Here is a 16,121-nt window from a genome sequence, read left to right as displayed (position 1 = left end):
GTCAACGTGCGGTCTCCGTCTTCTCCGTCGCGACGTCCTCGGCCAGGGCGAGGAGATCGGCGACCCAGCGGCGCGCAGCAACGCGGACGGCGCGCGCGGAAGGCTGGTCTTCGAGGTCGGCCCTGATGGAGCCGAAGGTCAGTACGCGGCGGGCCCGCTCTGCACGCGCCCGGATGAGAGCGGCGTCGGAGTACGGGCAGGCCGGCCAACGGCCGGGAAGCACGTCGGGCGTCCCCGGCGCCTGGTGGGCGCCGGGGGTCCGGCTGGGGGTGCGGCTGCTCACCGGGACGCCGTCGGGCAGTAAGCACGAATGAGGCCCTCGGCCTCGACGCGGCTGACCTGCGCGGGGTCGTAGGCGACACGCGTGTGGTCGCCGTACCGCTTGAAGACCACCAGGATTCCAGCGTCGAGTTCGGCAGTCTCCCAGTAGGCGACGGATCGCTCGGCGCCGGGACGCTTCCCCTCGGTAGTGTCGATCACGGCCTCGGCTGCGGAGTTCGCCGGCCGGGCGACCGCGGCGAGGGCGAAATCGAGGACCGCGTCTGCGTCGCCCGTCTCGCGGATCAGCGAGCCAATGCGGTCGAAGACGACGCACACGGGCGGTTCGGCATCCTGCTTGACGGCCTCGATCTGTCCGAGGACATACACGGCGCGCGGGTTGAGGGCGGGCGACAGCGCGGCGAGCGCTGCGGCGGCCGGGTTCACGGCCCGCTGGTCCGCGTCGCACGGGTCCGGCGTGTCCCTGAGCCTGACGAGCGTACTGGCGGTGGTGGGGACGGTCGTGGCAGTCTTCATCGTGAAGCTCCTTCACGGCCGCGCATACGGGACTGGTACTCCCGCGCGGCCGTTCGGCTGTTCTGGATTGGACGGCGGTGCTTCCTGGCCCCCGGTGGTGTTGGCGCACCTGCTGGGGGCCCTTTTCATGCCGCGATGGTCTGTGCTGTGAGCCAGCGCTCGACATCGCATCGGCGGTAGCGGACCGGCGCGCTGCGTCCGGTGCCGAGCTTGATGTACGCCGGCCCCGTGCCACGCCAGCGCATGTTGGCGAGCGTCTGCTCTTCCAACTGCGTCCAGTCGCTCACCTGGGCCGGGGTGAGGAGGGGGGCCGGGGCTTCCTTGCTGTGCATGGGCATGGCTTCCCTTTCGATATGCAGAGACATCGAAACGATGTGTGCACACATCGAAGAGTAGAGCCGCGGACGCAGAGAGAGCAAGAAGGATTGCGCGCGCATCATTTCGATGCCACGCTGGACCTGTGGCAGACGAGAAGAAGAACCCGCTCGGCCCCATCGGCAGTCACGTGCAGGTCGCCGTCGAGCACCTCCGCGTCGCCCGAGGGCTGACCAAGAGGGAGCTGTCCGAGAAAGTGGGGGAGCTCGGACGGTCGATCCCACCCCTGGGGATCTCACGCATTGAGGCCGGAATGAGGCGTGTTGACGCCGATGATTTGGTGGCGCTCGCACTCGCGCTGAACGTGAGCCCCTTGGTGCTCCTGCTGCCGCAGCCCGAGGTCGGCGACACGTACGTACGGCTTACCAGCAAGCTGGTGACCAGGCTGTCGGCCGCGTGGAGTTGGGTGAAAGGCGAACGTGCCATGTCTCCCGACATGGACGGTCAGCCGGACCAGGAGCAGCAGGAGCAGTACGAGCTGCTGAGCCAGTCCAAGCGGGATCGTTACGTGCGGCGTCGGCCGGCTGGTCGCGCCGCAGAGCTGGTCCTTGCGGACGTGGGCCGGGCGGTTGAGATCTCCCAGTTCACGATGTCGAGCCACCCGGAGGAGTTCGCGAACAGGATGGCGGCCGCGCGAGCCTCCCAAGATCGGCTGAACATCGAGCTTGATCGGATGGAGGCCGAATACGCCGAGCTGGTTCGAGGGCTGGAGCAGCTTCGTGCTGAGCGTCGGGATGCGGGCAGGGAGGAGTCGCATGGCCAGGGTCTGGATTGAGGACCGGGCTAACCACGCGGACTACCGAAAGGCACTGGGAGCATGGAACGAGGCCAAGAAGGCCGGCAGCAAGCGCGCCGCTCCTGGCCGGTGGCGTGTCCGGTGGTACGGCCCTGACGGTAAGCCGAAGGCGCTGACCTTTCCGAAGCTGCCGCAGGCGGAAGCCGAGAAGCGCGCTGTTGAGGAGCGCCTCGACAAGGGCACGTACCGCGACCCGAAGCAGGGCAAGATCCTGTTCTCCGAGGTGGCGGAGGAGTGGCACGGAGCCCTGCGGAAGCCATCGGAACGGACGCGGAACGACTACCGGGAGCTCCTCGACCTCTACGTGGTCCCGAAGTGGGGAGCCTGGCAGGTCTCGGCGATCCGGTGGGAAGACGTCTCCGCCTGGCTGACCGAGTTGGGCGATCAGCCCGGGAGGCGCGGCAAGCCGCTCAGTGCCGCCCGGATCGAGAAGACACACCTCGTCGGCAGCATGGTCATGAAGCGTGCTGTGATGGCCGGCCGGATCCACCTGAACCCCTTCGCCGGTCACGAGCTGACGAAGGCGGACGATGACGACGATCACGTCTACCTCACCCACGAGCAGCTGGCGGACCTGGCAGACGCGGCAGGGGAGCAGCGCACGCTGATCCTGGTGCTGGGTTACTGCGGGATCCGCTGGAGCGAGGCAACCGCGCTCAAGGCGGGCAGGGTGCAGCTCGACGCGCGCCGCCTGCGCATCGTGCAGGCGCACACGCGGGTTAAGGGCGGCATGCGTCTGGGGCCGGTGAAGAACCACGAGAAGCGGTCGGTTCCGCTGCTGCGGTCGCTGGTCGAGGTGGTGCGGCCGCTCACCGTGGGGCGGCCGGCCGACGAGCTGCTGTTTACCGGCGCCGACGGCACCCACCTGAGGTACGGGACGTGGCGGCCCGAGTTCGATGCGGCTGTGAAGGCGGCTGGCTTGGGCGGCCTGGGCATCACGCCGCACAAGCTTCGCCACACGGCGGCGTCGCTGGCCATCGCGTCCGGAGCGGACGTGAAGGTCGTCCAGACGATGCTAGGGCACAAGTCGGCGGCGATGACGCTGGACGTCTACGGGCACCTGTTCCCGGACCGCTTGGACGAGGTCGCTGACGCCCTCGATGCCGGACGCGCGTCCGCACTCGCCACCCGAGGTGCGGGCAAGCCGTCCGAGCCACGTGTACAAAATGCGTACTGCCCGCCCGGTGGGGAACCGGACGGGCAGTAGCAACTGGCCTATGACCAGGTGTTTAGCTGTGAAGCTGGTGCGCCGCACCCGCGTGGCGAACGCAGGCCGCGTGCGGCGCGGGGTTGCCGGTCAGGAGCGGATGAGAGGGCCCGCTTGGTCCCTTCCGGCGATCACATCAGAGTGCTCAGCCCTGGAGGGAGGCAACCTTGGAGGCCAGCGCCGACTTCTTGTTGGCGGCGGCGTTCTTGTGGATGACACCCTTCGAGACAGCCTTGTCCAGCTTCCGCGACGCGGCACGGGCGGCAGCGGTGGCCTTCTCGGCGTCGCCGGCGACGACGGCCTCGTTGGCCTTGCGGATGTAGGTGCGCAGCTCGGACTTGACGGACTTGTTGCGCAGGCGCGCCTTCTCGTTCGTCTTGTTCCGCTTGATCTGGGACTTGATGTTCGCCACGAAAGAGCCTTTTCAGGTTCAGAGTTTCTTCGGAAGCGTCCCGCCGCTGAGAGGGCAGACGAGACACAGCTGTCCACGATATCAGCTGCCGTTCGGGCGGCCCAAACCGAGCGCACTCGCGCGGGCGTGGGACCATGGGTACCTGCGTATCGATCCGACTTCCACCCGAGAATCAGGACACTAGGTGCCCGCGACCCCCAGCAACGTGCCCGAGCCGAGCCGTACCGACCCGGCGCTGATCCGCAATTTCTGCATCATCGCGCACATCGACCACGGCAAGTCGACCCTCGCCGACCGGATGCTCCAGCTGACCGGTGTCGTCGACCAGCGGCAGATGCGCGCCCAGTACCTCGACCGCATGGACATCGAGCGTGAGCGCGGCATCACCATCAAGTCCCAGGCCGTCCGTCTGCCGTGGGCACCGACGACGGGCGAGGGTGCGGGGAAGACGCACATCCTGAACATGATCGACACCCCGGGCCACGTGGACTTCACGTACGAGGTGTCCCGTTCCCTCGCGGCCTGCGAGGGCACGATCCTGCTCGTGGACGCGGCCCAGGGCATCGAGGCCCAGACCCTCGCCAACCTGTACCTGGCGATGGAGAACGACCTCGCGATCGTCCCGGTCCTCAACAAGATCGACCTGCCGGCCGCCCAGCCGGAGAAGTTCGCCGAGGAGCTGGCGAACCTGGTCGGCTGTGACCCGAGCGACGTCCTGCGGGTCTCCGCCAAGACCGGTGTCGGCGTGGACACCCTGCTCGACCGCGTCGTGCAGACCGTCCCGGCGCCCGTCGGCGTGGCCGACGCCCCCGCCCGCGCGATGATCTTCGACTCCGTATACGACTCGTACCGCGGTGTCGTCACGTACGTCCGTGTGGTCGACGGCAAGCTCAACAAGCGCGAGCGCATCCGGATGATGTCCACCGGCGCCACGCACGAGCTGCTGGAGATCGGCACGAACTCGCCCGAGATGCTGGCCGCCGACGGCCTCGGCGTCGGCGAGGTGGGCTACCTGATCACCGGTGTGAAGGACGTCCGCCAGTCCAAGGTCGGTGACACGATCACCCAGATGACGGGCGGCGCCACCGAGGCCCTCGGCGGCTACAAGGACCCGAAGCCCATGGTCTTCTCGGGCCTGTACCCGCTGGACGGCTCGGACTACCCGGACCTCCGCGAGGCCCTCGACAAGCTCCAGCTCAACGACGCCGCCCTGGTGTACGAGCCGGAGACCTCCGCCGCACTCGGCTTCGGCTTCCGCGTCGGCTTCCTCGGCCTGCTCCACCTCGACGTGATCCGCGAGCGCCTGGAGCGCGAGTTCGGCCTCGACCTGATCGCCACCGCGCCGAACGTGGTCTACCGGGTCGTCCTGGAGGACGGCAAGGAGGTCACGGTCACCAACCCGAGCGAGTTCCCCGAGGGCAAGATCTCCGAGGTGTACGAGCCGGTCGTGCGCGCCACGATCCTCGCGCCCACCGAGTTCATCGGCTCGATCATGGAGCTGTGCCAGACCCGCCGCGGCACCCTCCTCGGCATGGACTACCTCTCCGAGGACCGTGTCGAGATCCGCTACACCCTCCCGCTCGCCGAGATCGTCTTCGACTTCTTCGACCAGCTGAAGTCCAAGACCCGCGGCTACGCCTCCCTCGACTACGAGCCCACCGGCGAGCAGGCCTCCAGCCTGGTCAAGGTCGACATCCTGCTGCACGGCGACAAGGTCGACGCCTTCTCCGCGATCACCCACAAGGACGCGGCCTACGCGTACGGCGTGCGCCTGGTCGCCAAGCTGCGCGAGCTCATCCCGCGGCAGGCCTTCGAGGTGCCCGTCCAGGCCGCCATCGGCTCCCGGGTCATCGCCCGCGAGACGATCCGCGCCATCCGCAAGGACGTCCTCGCCAAGTGCTACGGCGGTGACATCTCCCGTAAGCGGAAGCTGCTGGAGAAGCAGAAGGAAGGCAAGAAGCGGATGAAGATGGTCGGCTCCGTGGAGGTCCCGCAGGAGGCCTTCATCGCGGTGCTGTCCAGCGACGAGTCCGGCGCGAAGAAGAAGTAACCACGTTGTCCGAAAACGGGCCCCCGCGCAGACGCGCGGGGGCCCGTTTCGTTATGAACCGGCCGCACGCCAGCTCTTACGCCCCGGCCGGGCGGCCTCTACTCTGATCACTGCTCGATGGTTACTCGCCAGTTACAAAAACCCGCCAGTCCCCACGCTCCCACGCAACTCCGCGTGGACCGGTCCGGAGGATGTCGTGAGCGACACAAAGTCCTTGATCGAGAATCGCCCGCCCACCGTGGCGTCCGTCTTCCTTGAGCGCGTCGCCGCCACGCCCGACGGGGAGGCCTACCGCTATCCCGTCCCGGCGGCCTCGGGCCAGGGGCCGGACGAGTGGAAGTCGCTCAGCTGGGGACAGGCGGCCGACCGGGTCTTCGCCATCGCGGCCGGTCTCATCGCCCTCGGCGTCGAGCCGGTCCAGCGCGTCGCCCTCGCCTCCAACACCCGCGTCGAGTGGATCCTCGCCGACCTCGGCGTGATGTGCGCCGGCGCCGCGACCACCACGATCTACCCGAGCACCAATGGCGAGGAGTCGGCGTTCATCCTCTCGGACTCCGACAGCCGGGTGCTCATCGCCGAGGACGGCGCCCAGCTGGCCAAGGCCCGGGAGCACCGCAAGGACCTGCCCGGCCTCCACCACGTCGTGGTCCTCAACGCCGACGACGCCGTCCCGGCCGAGGGCGACCCCGAGGGCTGGGTGCTCTCCCTCGCCGAGCTGGAGGAGCGCGGCAACGCCCACCTGGCCGAGCACCCCGAGGCCATCAAGGAGCGGATCGCGGCGATCACCGCCGACCAGCTCGCCACCCTGATCTACACCTCCGGCACCACCGGCCGCCCCAAGGGCGTACGGCTGCCGCACGACAACTGGTCGTACATGGCCAAGGCCACCGTCGCCACCGGCCTGATCACCGCCGACGACGTCCAGTACCTGTGGCTGCCGCTGGCCCACGTGTTCGGTAAGGTCCTCACCTCGGGCCAGATCGAGGTCGGCCACGTCACCGCCGTCGACGGCCGCATCGACAAGATCATCGAGAACCTGCCGGTCGTGCAGCCCACCTACATGGCCGCCGTCCCGCGCATCTTCGAGAAGGTCTACAACGGCGTCGCCGCCAAGGCCCGCGCCGCCGGCGGCGCCAAGTACAAGATCTTCCTGTGGGCCGCCGAGGTCGCCCGCGAGTACGCGAAGGTCACCCAGGACAACTTCCGCCGCACCGGCAACGCGACCGCGCCCTTCGGCCTCTCCGCCAAGCACGCCATCGCCGACAAGCTCGTCTACGGCAAGCTCCGCGAAGCCTTCGGCGGCAACCTGCGCGCCTGCGTCTCGGGCTCCGCCGCCCTCGCCCCCGAGATCGGCTACTTCTTCGCCGGCGCCGGCATCCACATCCTGGAGGGCTACGGCCTGACGGAGTCCAGCGCCGCGTCCTTCGTCAACCCCGGCGAGGCCTACCGCACCGGCACGGTCGGCAAGCCCCTCCCCGGCACCGAGGTCCGCATCGCCGACGACGGCGAGATCCTGCTGCGCGGCCCCGGCATCATGGAGGGCTACCACGGGCTGCCCGAGAAGACCGCCGAGGTCCTGGAGGCCGACGGCTGGTTCCACACCGGAGACATCGGCGAGCTCTCGGCCGACGGGTACCTGCGGATCACCGACCGCAAGAAGGACCTGATCAAGACCTCCGGCGGCAAGTACGTCGCCCCGGCCGAGGTCGAGGGCCAGTTCAAGGCGATCTGCCCCTACGTCTCCAACATCGTCGTCCACGGCGCCGACCGGAACTTCTGCACCGCCCTCATCGCCCTCGACGAGGCCGCCATCCTCGGCTGGGCCGCCGAGCACGGCATGGAGGGCAAGCCGTACGCCGAGGTCGTGGCCGCGCCCGAGACGAACCGCCTGGTCGAGACGTACGTCCAGACCCTCAACGAGGGCCTCCAGCGCTGGCAGACGATCAAGAAGTTCCGGCTGCTGCCCCGCGACCTGGACGTGGAGCACGGCGACCTCACGCCCAGCCTCAAGCTGAAGCGGCCGGTCGTCGAGCGCGAGTTCAAGCACCTCATCGACGAGATGTACGAGGGCTCCCGCGAGGCCTGACCCGGACCCGCGCCCCGGCAGCGGGGCGCGACGGGCATCACGTCCGACACCGTCGGGCGGTACGGGACAATGGGCCCATGCCTTCCGTACTGCCCGATGGTGAGCCCGTGCCCGACGACGGGGCGCTGCCTCCGCATGCCCTGGAAGGCGCCGGCGACCGCCCGCTCGGCTTCTACCTGCACGTGCCGTACTGCGCCACGCGCTGCGGCTACTGCGACTTCAACACCTACACCGCCACCGAGCTGCGCGGCACCGGCGGCGTGCTCGCCTCCCGCGAGAACTACGCCGACACCCTGACGGACGAGGTCCGCCTGGCCCGCAAGGTGCTCGGGGACGACCCCCGCGAGGTCCGCACGGTCTTCGTCGGCGGCGGTACGCCCACGCTGCTGCCCGCCGCCGACCTCGTCCGCATGCTCGCGGCGATCCGGGACGAGTTCGGCCTGGCCCCCGACGCCGAGGTCACCACCGAGGCCAACCCCGAGTCCGTCGGCCCCGAGTACCTCGCCGAGCTGCGCGAGGGCGGCTTCAACCGCATCTCCTTCGGCATGCAGAGCGCCCGGCAGCACGTCCTGAAGGTGCTCGACCGCACCCACACCCCCGGCCGCCCCGAGGCCTGCGTGGCCGAGGCGCGCGCCGCCGGGTTCGAGCACGTCAACCTCGACCTCATCTACGGCACCCCCGGCGAGTCCGACGACGACTGGCGGGCCTCCCTGGACGCCGCGCTCGGCGCCGGCCCCGACCACGTCAGCGCGTACGCCCTGATCGTCGAGGAGGGCACCCAGCTGGCCCGCCGGATCCGCCGCGGCGAGGTCCCGATGACCGACGACGACGTGCACGCCGACCGGTACCTCATCGCCGAGGAGGTGCTCTCCGGCGCCGGCTACCACTGGTACGAGGTGTCGAACTGGGCCACCTCCGAGGCCGGCCGGTGCCTGCACAACGAGCTGTACTGGCGCGGCGCCGACTGGTGGGGCGCGGGCCCCGGCGCCCACAGCCACGTCGGGGGCGTCCGCTGGTGGAACGTGAAGCACCCCGGCGCCTACGCCGCCGCCCTCGCCGAGGGCCGCAGCCCCGGTGCCGGGCGCGAGCTGCTGTCCGCCGAGGACCGGCGCGTGGAGCGCGTCCTGCTGGAGCTCCGGCTGGCCGACGGCTGCCCGCTGGACCTGCTGGCCCCGGCCGGGCTCGCCGCCGCCGGCCGGGCACTCGCCGACGGCCTGCTGGAGCCCGGCCCGTACGCCAACGGCCGCGCGGTACTGACCCTGCGCGGCCGCCTCCTCGCGGACGCGGTGGTCCGCGACCTGGTGGACTGAAGGAGCCGCCGGCTCGGCTCGCAGCGACGGCAGCGTTCACCCACCGGGGTGAACCCACGCGGAACCCCCGGGACGCTGCCTAACCTGTCCATAGCCTGGCGCCGTAGCTCACGGCGGCAGAAGTGGAGGCACGGAGATGACCGCTGTGGACGATCGCCGGATGACCGAGTTCTTCGAGAGTCTCCAGGCTCCCGAGGGCATCAAGGTCGAGCTCCTCAGGGGGGAAATCGTGATGATGGCCGGGCCGGACCTGGTCCACAACCTGATCGTGGAAGCGATCCAGGACTCGATTCCCCGCGATCGCTGGCTCCGGCTGCAGACCCAGGACGTCGACCTGCTGAGGGAGTCGAGCGAGCCGCAACCGGATCTCGTCGTCGTGCTCAGGGAGGCCGCGCCCGGGTCCGGACGTCTCATGCCCGTCGAGGTCGTCACGCTCCTCGTCGAGGTGGTGTCCAAGACGAGCAGGCTCCGGGACTACGTGACCAAGCGCTCCCTCTACGCGGCCGGCGGCGTGCCCGCGTACCTGATCGTGGACCCCTTCGAGGCCAAGTGCACGATGCTCACCGAGCCCTTCGGCTCGGGGGAGCAGGCCGGGTACCGGGCGGAGCGGACCAGCAAGTTCGGGGAGCCGGTTCCGCTGGCAGGCCTGGGCCTGGTCCTGGGCACCGAGGAGTTCGGCACCCTGCCGTAGGTCACGCGGGCGCCGTCACGAAGTCGATCAGTTCTTCGACGCGGCCCAGGAGCGACGGCTCCAGGTCCTGGTACGAGCGGACGCGGGACAGGATGTGCTGCCAGGCCGCGCCCGTGTTCTGCGGCCAGCCGAGGGCGCGGCAGACGCCGGTCTTCCAGTCCTGGCCGCGCGGGACCTCCGGCCAGGCGGCGATGCCCAGCGAGGACGGCTTCACCGCCTGCCAGACGTCGACGTACGGGTGGCCCACCACCAGCACGTCCGCGCCGGTCACGGCGGCCGCGATGCGGGACTCCTTCGAGCCGGGGACCAGGTGGTCCACCAGCACGCCCAGGCGGGCGTCCGGGGCGGGGGCGAACTCGGCGACGATGGCCGGGAGGTCGTCGACGCCCTCCAGGTACTCGACCACCACGCCCTCGATCCGCAGGTCGTCGCCCCACACCCGCTCGACCAGCTCCGCGTCGTGGCGCCCCTCCACGTAGATGCGGCCGGCCCGGGCCACCCGCGCCCGGGCCCCCGGGACCGCCACCGAGCCCGAGGCGGTCCGGCCGGGCCCCGCGGCCGCCGGGCGCGCGGAGGGCCGTACGAGGGTCACGACGGCCCCCTCCAGCAGGAAGCCGCGCGGCTCCAGGGGGAACGCGCGGCGCTTGCCGAAGCGGTCCTCCAGCGTCACCGTGCCGCCCTCGCAGGCGACCACGGCACCGCACCACCCGGTGGACACCTCCTCGACCACCAGATCGTGGTCCGCCGGCACCTCGGGCGCGGGCCGGGACTTCTTCCAGGGCGGGGTCAGGTCGGGACCGTACTGTCGCATTCGCACGACAGTAGGAACGGCTTCACCCTCACGCGCGCGACACGCCGAAGCGACGGGCCAGTGTGTCGCGCTGCTCACGGACGAACCGGGCATCCACCACCGAACCGTGTCCCGGCACGTACAGCGCGTCCTCCCCGCCCAGCGACAGCAGCCGGTCCAGCGCCGCCGGCCACTGGCCGGGCACCGCGTCCGACCCCGCCTGGGGCTCCCCGGACTCCTCCACCAGGTCCCCGCAGAACACGACCTCCCGCTCGCCGGGCACCAGCACCGCCAGGTCGTGGCCGCTGTGTCCCGGCCCGACGTTCGCCAGCAGCACCTGCACCCCGCCCAGGTCCAGCGTCCACTCGCCCGAGACGTGGTGCCGCGGCAGCACCAGCAGTTCCGCGGACTCCGCCGCTTCGTCCGCCGCCAGCCCCTGCTGCACCGCCGACTCGCGCAGCTCCTCGCGCTCCGCCGCGAGCAGCCCGTCCAGGCCGACCGCGCCGAACACCTCGGCCCCCGAGAAGGCCGCGGCACCCAGAACGTGATCGAAATGGCCGTGCGTGAATGCGAGGTGCGTCACTCTCCGGCCCGTCAGCAGCTCCGCCTGCGCCCTCAGCTCGGCACCCTCCCGCACGCACGAACCGGGGTCGACCATGAGCACGGAACGGTCCCCCACCACCAGTCCCACCGTGCAGTCCCACACCGGGAGCCGTCGCCGTCCGGTACGCCCGGTCAGCCGTTCCCACCCCGCCTCTTCCCAAGCCACGTCCATACCGCGACGCTACCGTGACGGGCCGCCCTTGCTAGGGGCGTACCCGGCCGCCGTACACTGGCCGGGGGATCTCTGGCACTCACACGCATCGAGTGCCAAGCCAGTGAAACGAACCGGGCATCACAGCTGGAGGTGTGCGCGATGCTCAGCGAACGCAGACTCGAGGTGCTGCGCGCCATCGTCCAGGACTACGTCGGGACGGAGGAGCCGGTCGGCTCCAAGGCACTCACGGAGCGCCACAAGCTCGGCGTCTCGCCGGCCACCGTGCGCAACGACATGGCGGTGCTGGAGGACGAGGGCTACATCGCCCAGCCCCACACCAGTGCCGGCCGCATCCCGACCGACAAGGGCTACCGCCTCTTCGTCGACCGGCTGGCGGGCGTCAAGCCGCTGTCCAGCCCGGAGCGCCGGGCCATCCAGAACTTCCTGGACGGCGCGGTCGACCTCGACGACGTCGTCGGCCGCACGGTCCGGCTGCTCGCGCAGCTGACCCGGCAGGTCGCCGTCGTGCAGTACCCGAGCCTCACCCGCTCCACGGTGCGCCACGTCGAGCTGCTCTCCCTCGCGCCGGCCCGGCTGATGCTCGTCCTGATCACCGACACCGGCCGGGTCGAGCAGCGCATGGTCGACTGCCCGGCGCCGTTCGGCGAGGCCTCGCTGGCCGACCTGCGGGCCCGGCTGAACAGCAGGGTCGTCGGCCGGCGGTTCGCGGACGTGCCGCAGCTGGTGCAGGACCTGGCGGAATCCTTCGAGACCGACGACCGGGGCACCGTCCAGGTCGTGCTCTCCACGCTGCTGGAGACGCTGGTCGAGGAGACCGAGGAGCGGCTGATGATCGGCGGCACCGCCAACCTCACCCGCTTCGGACACGACTTCCCCCTCACGATCAGGCCGGTGCTGGAGGCGCTGGAGGAGCAGGTCGTGCTCCTCAAGCTGCTCGGCGAGGCCAAGGAACCGGGCGTGACGGTACGCATCGGGCACGAGAACGCCCACGAAGGGCTGAACTCCACGTCCGTCGTGTCGGTCGGCTACGGTTCGGGCGGCGAGGCAGTCGCCAAACTCGGCGTGGTCGGACCGACCCGCATGGACTACCCCGGAACGATGGGAGCGGTACGCGCAGTGGCACGTTACGTCGGACAGATCCTGGCGGAGTCGTAAGTGGCCACCGACTACTACGCCGTACTCGGCGTACGCCGCGACGCGTCCCAGGACGAGATCAAGAAGGCCTTCCGCCGCCTGGCGCGCGAACTCCACCCGGACGTCAATCCGGACCCGAAGACGCAGGAGCGCTTCAAGGAGATCAACGCCGCCTACGAGGTGCTGTCGGACCCGCAGAAGAAGCAGGTCTACGACCTCGGCGGCGACCCGCTGTCCGCCTCGGGCGGCGGCGGTGCCGGCGGCTTCGGCGCCGGTGGCTTCGGCAACTTCTCCGACATCATGGACGCCTTCTTCGGTACGGCGTCCCAGCGCGGCCCGCGCTCGCGCACCCGGCGCGGCCAGGACGCGATGATCCGTCTCGAGCTGGAGCTCGACGAGGCGGCCTTCGGCACGACCAAGGACATCCAGGTCGACACCGCCGTGGTCTGCACGACCTGCTCCGGCGAGGGCGCCGCCCCCGGCACCTCCGCCCAGACCTGTGACATGTGCCGCGGCCGCGGTGAGGTCTCCCAGGTCACCCGGTCCTTCCTGGGCCAGGTCATGACCTCGCGCCCCTGCCCGCAGTGCCAGGGCTTCGGCACCGTCGTCCCGACCCCGTGCCCCGAGTGCGCGGGCGACGGCCGGGTCCGCTCCCGCCGCACCCTCACGGTCAAGATCCCGGCCGGTGTGGAGAACGGCACGCGGATCCAGCTCGCGGGCGAGGGCGAGGTCGGCCCCGGCGGCGGCCCCGCCGGCGACCTGTACGTCGAGATCCACGAGCTGCCGCACCCGGTCTTCCAGCGGCGCGGCGACGACCTGCACTGCACGGTCACCATCCCCATGACGGCGGCGGCCCTGGGCACGAAGTGCCCGCTGGAGACGCTGGACGGCATGGAGGAGGTCGACATCCGGCCCGGCACCCAGTCCGGCCAGTCGATCCCGCTGCACGGGCGCGGCGTCACGCACCTGCGCGGCGGCGGCCGCGGTGACCTGATCGTCCACGTCGAGGTGCAGACCCCGGCGAAGCTGGACCCGCAGCAGGAGGACCTGCTGCGCCAGCTGGCGAAGCTGCGCGGCGAGGAACGCCCGACGGGCCAGTTCCAGCCGGGCCAGCAGGGGCTGTTCTCGCGTCTGAAGGACGCTTTCAACGGCCGCTGACGGCAGTGGCCCCCGGCGACGGGGGCCTTGCCGGGGGTCCGGGGGTGGCCCCCGGGCAGACACAGTCAGCCGGGTCGGCAGGGGCTGTTCTCGCGTCTGAAGGACGCCTTCGACGGCCGCTGACCGTTCGCGGAGCGTGCTCCGGCGGCCGCTGGGCGAACGCCCAACGGCCGCCCGGAGAACCGCCGGTGCGCCGGCTCCGGGCGGACTATGCCAGGCGAATGCCCTGATTCGGCACCGTGCGGGGGACGTGGCACGATGCAGGTCATGTCCTCCGCGCTGAGCGATCTCCACCCGCACCCGATCGTGCAGGCCCCCATGGCGGGCGGCGCCTCCGGCCCGCAGCTCGCCGCAGCCGTGTCCGGCGCGGGCGGACTGGGCTTCCTGGCCGGCGGCTACAAGACCGCCGACGGCATGTACCAGGAGATCAAGCGGATGCGCGCGCTCACCCGCGCGCCGTTCGGCGTGAACCTCTTCATGCCCCAGCCCGGCCACGCCGACCCCGCCGAGATAGCGGCCTACCGGGGCCAGCTCGCGGGCGAGGCCGCCTGGTACGACGCGCCGCTGCCCGAGGACGTCGACGACCGCACCGACGACGGGTACGACGCCAAGCTCGCGATCCTGCTCGATGACCCCGTGCCCCTCGTCTCCTTCACCTTCGGCTGCCCCGCCCCCGAGCTGCTGGCCGCCTTCGCCGCCGTGGGCACCCGTACGGTCGTCACCGTGACCTCCGCGGAGGAGGCCCGTACGGTCCAGGCCGCGGGCGCCGACGCCGTCTGCGTCCAGGGCATCGAGGCCGGCGGTCACCAGGGCACCCACCGGGACGACCCCGAGACCGACTGCGCCGGCTTCGGACTGCTGCCGCTGGTCGCCCAGGTACGCGAGGCCGTGGCCCTCCCGATCATCGCCGCCGGCGGGCTGATGCGCGGCGCCCAGATCGCCGCCGTACTGGCCGCCGGGGCGGAGGCCGCCCAGCTCGGCACCGCCTTCCTGGTCTGCCCCGAGTCGGGCGCCAGCCCCCTGCACAAGCGGGCCCTGACCGACCCGCTGTTCTCCCGCACCGAACTCACCCGGGCCTTCTCGGGCCGCCCCGCCCGGGGCCTGGTCAACCGCTTCATGCGCGAGCACGGCCCCTACGCGCCGGCCGCCTACCCGCAGGTCCACCACCTGACCAGCGGGCTGCGCAAGGCAGCGGCCGAGGCCGGCGACCCGCAGGGGATGGCCCTGTGGGCCGGGCAGGGGCACCGGCTGGCCCGGACGCTGCCGGCCGCGGAGCTGGTGGAAGTCCTCGTGGCCGAACTGGCAGAGGCGCAGAGCGCGTTGACAAGGAGTGCGTCATGACAGCCCCCGTATTCGTGGTCGAGAAGGTGCCCGCCGGGCCCGAGTTCGTCCTGGACGGTCCGGAGGGGCGGCACGCGGTCTCCGTCAAGCGGCTGGAGCCGGGCGAGGACGTGGTGCTCACCGACGGCCGCGGCCAGTGGGCCGAGGGCGTCGTGAAGGCCGCCGAGGGCAAGGACCGGCTGGTCGTCACGGACCTGCACGAGGTGCTGACCGAGCCGGACCCGCGGCCGCACGTCACGGTGGTCCAGGCGCTGCCCAAGGGGGACCGCGGGGAGCTGGCCGTCGAGACCATGACCGAGACCGGCGTCGATGCGATCGTGCCGTGGCAGGCCTCCCGCTGCATCACCCAGTGGCGGGCCGAGCGCGGGGCGAAGTCGCTGGCCAAGTGGCGCAACACGGCCCGCGAGGCCGGCAAGCAGTCGCGCCGGGTGCGGTTCCCCGAGGTGGCGGAGGCGATGTCCACCAAGCAGGTCGCGCAGCTGCTGGCCGGCGCCGACCTGGGCGTGGTGCTGCACGAGGACCGGGACCACCCGTCCGAGGCGCTGGCCACGGCCGCCCTGCCGGAGACCGGGTCGATCGTGGTCGTGGTGGGCCCCGAGGGCGGGGTCTCGCCGGAGGAGCTGGCGGTCTTCGCGGAGGCGGGCGCGCGGCCGTACCGGCTCGGGCGCTCGGTGCTGCGCACCTCGACGGCGGGCACGGCCGCGGTGGCCGTCCTGCTGGCCCGCACCGGCCGCTGGTCGTGACACCGGCGTCCGGCCGGGAAACGCGGACGCCCGCGAGGCGGGGGGCCGATACGATGCGCCCGTACCGATCAAGGAGCCGCGAGGAGGCCGCACATGGCTGGCGAGGCACAGCCCGACTGCCTGTTCTGCAAGATCGTCACCGGTGATGTCCCGGCCACGATCGTGCGGGAGACCGAGACCACCGTCGCCTTCCGCGACATCAACCCCCAGGCACCGACGCACGTCCTGGTGATCCCCAAGGCGCACTACCCGGACGCGGCCTCCCTGGCCGCGGCCGAGCCGGCGCTGGCCGCCGACGTGCTGCGCGAGGCCGGGGCGGTGGCCGCGGACGAGAAGGCCGACGGCACCGGCTACCGCGTGGTGTTCAACACCGGCGCGGGCGCCGGCCAGACCGTCTTCCACGCGCACGCCCACGTCCTCGGCGGCCGCGGCCTCGAGTGGCCCCCCGGATAAGC

Annotated in this window: 17 protein-coding genes; 11 read left to right on the top strand and 6 right to left on the bottom strand. The window is 71.2% G+C overall.

The window, feature by feature from the left end:
- Position 1: 1 nt before the first annotated feature.
- The 3 genes from ACIQUQ_RS32985 to ACIQUQ_RS32975 all read right to left on the bottom strand — a co-directional run bounded on the left by ACIQUQ_RS32985 (position 2) and on the right by ACIQUQ_RS32975 (position 1,127).
- On the bottom strand, positions 2-283 hold the full coding sequence (locus ACIQUQ_RS32985; RefSeq protein ID WP_403983452.1) for a hypothetical protein: 282 nt from the start codon (positions 281-283) through the stop codon (positions 2-4).
- The gene (locus tag ACIQUQ_RS32980) at positions 280-795 is read right to left on the bottom strand and encodes a hypothetical protein (protein WP_403983450.1); all 516 of its coding nucleotides are present in this window, start codon (positions 793-795) and stop codon (positions 280-282) included. The genes ACIQUQ_RS32985 and ACIQUQ_RS32980 overlap by 4 nt, the downstream gene beginning before the upstream one ends.
- A gap of 125 nt (positions 796-920) precedes the next feature.
- Complete coding sequence (locus ACIQUQ_RS32975) at positions 921-1,127, bottom strand: helix-turn-helix transcriptional regulator (RefSeq protein ID WP_403983448.1); 207 nt, start codon at positions 1,125-1,127, stop codon at positions 921-923.
- A 128-nt stretch (positions 1,128-1,255) separates the two neighbouring features.
- On the opposite strand from ACIQUQ_RS32975, the gene ACIQUQ_RS32970 reads away from it, so the two are divergent.
- Positions 1,256-1,945: a helix-turn-helix domain-containing protein gene (locus ACIQUQ_RS32970; RefSeq protein ID WP_403983446.1), complete on the top strand. Its 690-nt coding sequence runs from the start codon at positions 1,256-1,258 to the stop codon at positions 1,943-1,945.
- Positions 1,926-3,173 carry a tyrosine-type recombinase/integrase gene (locus tag ACIQUQ_RS32965; RefSeq protein ID WP_403983444.1) on the top strand — a complete coding sequence of 416 codons (1,248 nt, stop codon included), beginning with the start codon at positions 1,926-1,928 and terminating at the stop codon, positions 3,171-3,173. Before ACIQUQ_RS32970 ends, ACIQUQ_RS32965 begins: the two co-directional genes overlap by 20 nt.
- 145 nt (positions 3,174-3,318) lie before the next feature.
- Here the strand turns inward: ACIQUQ_RS32965 and rpsT are convergent, their stop codons facing one another.
- Positions 3,319-3,585 carry a 30S ribosomal protein S20 gene (gene rpsT, locus ACIQUQ_RS32960; protein WP_403673059.1) on the bottom strand — a complete coding sequence of 89 codons (267 nt, stop codon included), beginning with the start codon at positions 3,583-3,585 and terminating at the stop codon, positions 3,319-3,321.
- Positions 3,586-3,769: 184 nt separating this feature from the next.
- Between rpsT and lepA the strand changes: the two genes are divergently transcribed.
- The 4 genes from lepA to ACIQUQ_RS32940 all read left to right on the top strand — a co-directional run bounded on the left by lepA (position 3,770) and on the right by ACIQUQ_RS32940 (position 9,722).
- Positions 3,770-5,635 (top strand): translation elongation factor 4, encoded by a 1,866-nt coding sequence (lepA, locus tag ACIQUQ_RS32955; protein WP_403983442.1) that lies wholly within the window; start codon positions 3,770-3,772, stop codon positions 5,633-5,635.
- Between the two features lie 196 nt (positions 5,636-5,831).
- Positions 5,832-7,721, top strand: coding sequence for an AMP-dependent synthetase/ligase (locus ACIQUQ_RS32950; protein ID WP_403983440.1), 1,890 nt, complete (start codon positions 5,832-5,834; stop codon positions 7,719-7,721).
- A gap of 77 nt (positions 7,722-7,798) precedes the next feature.
- On the top strand, positions 7,799-9,031 hold the full coding sequence (hemW, locus tag ACIQUQ_RS32945) for a radical SAM family heme chaperone HemW (RefSeq protein ID WP_403983438.1): 1,233 nt from the start codon (positions 7,799-7,801) through the stop codon (positions 9,029-9,031).
- A gap of 136 nt (positions 9,032-9,167) precedes the next feature.
- The gene (locus tag ACIQUQ_RS32940) at positions 9,168-9,722 is read left to right on the top strand and encodes a Uma2 family endonuclease (protein WP_403983436.1); all 555 of its coding nucleotides are present in this window, start codon (positions 9,168-9,170) and stop codon (positions 9,720-9,722) included.
- Between the two features lies 1 nt (position 9,723).
- Here the strand turns inward: ACIQUQ_RS32940 and ACIQUQ_RS32935 are convergent, their stop codons facing one another.
- A complete protein-coding gene (locus tag ACIQUQ_RS32935) occupies positions 9,724-10,533 on the bottom strand; it encodes a DUF3097 domain-containing protein (protein WP_403983434.1) in 810 nt (269 codons plus the stop codon).
- A gap of 28 nt (positions 10,534-10,561) precedes the next feature.
- The gene (locus tag ACIQUQ_RS32930; protein WP_403983432.1) at positions 10,562-11,287 is read right to left on the bottom strand and encodes an MBL fold metallo-hydrolase; all 726 of its coding nucleotides are present in this window, start codon (positions 11,285-11,287) and stop codon (positions 10,562-10,564) included.
- Between the two features lie 141 nt (positions 11,288-11,428).
- Between ACIQUQ_RS32930 and hrcA the strand changes: the two genes are divergently transcribed.
- The 5 genes from hrcA to ACIQUQ_RS32905 all read left to right on the top strand — a co-directional run bounded on the left by hrcA (position 11,429) and on the right by ACIQUQ_RS32905 (position 16,119).
- Positions 11,429-12,445 carry a heat-inducible transcriptional repressor HrcA gene (gene hrcA, locus ACIQUQ_RS32925; RefSeq protein ID WP_403983430.1) on the top strand — a complete coding sequence of 339 codons (1,017 nt, stop codon included), beginning with the start codon at positions 11,429-11,431 and terminating at the stop codon, positions 12,443-12,445.
- Positions 12,446-13,582, top strand: a complete 1,137-nt coding sequence (gene dnaJ, locus ACIQUQ_RS32920; RefSeq protein WP_403983428.1) for a molecular chaperone DnaJ — start codon at positions 12,446-12,448, stop codon at positions 13,580-13,582.
- Between the two features lie 267 nt (positions 13,583-13,849).
- Positions 13,850-14,923: a nitronate monooxygenase gene (locus ACIQUQ_RS32915; protein ID WP_403983425.1), complete on the top strand. Its 1,074-nt coding sequence runs from the start codon at positions 13,850-13,852 to the stop codon at positions 14,921-14,923.
- Complete coding sequence (locus tag ACIQUQ_RS32910) at positions 14,920-15,666, top strand: 16S rRNA (uracil(1498)-N(3))-methyltransferase (protein WP_403983423.1); 747 nt, start codon at positions 14,920-14,922, stop codon at positions 15,664-15,666. Before ACIQUQ_RS32915 ends, ACIQUQ_RS32910 begins: the two co-directional genes overlap by 4 nt.
- Before the next feature lie 93 nt (positions 15,667-15,759).
- Positions 15,760-16,119 carry a histidine triad nucleotide-binding protein gene (locus tag ACIQUQ_RS32905; RefSeq protein WP_399956777.1) on the top strand — a complete coding sequence of 120 codons (360 nt, stop codon included), beginning with the start codon at positions 15,760-15,762 and terminating at the stop codon, positions 16,117-16,119.
- Positions 16,120-16,121: the final 2 nt, after the last annotated feature.

It is taken from the genome of Streptomyces sp. NPDC101118 (assembly GCF_044759445.1).
Lineage (GTDB): Bacteria > Actinomycetota > Actinomycetes > Streptomycetales > Streptomycetaceae > Streptomyces.
This window is presented reverse-complemented; position numbering and strand designations above follow the sequence as displayed.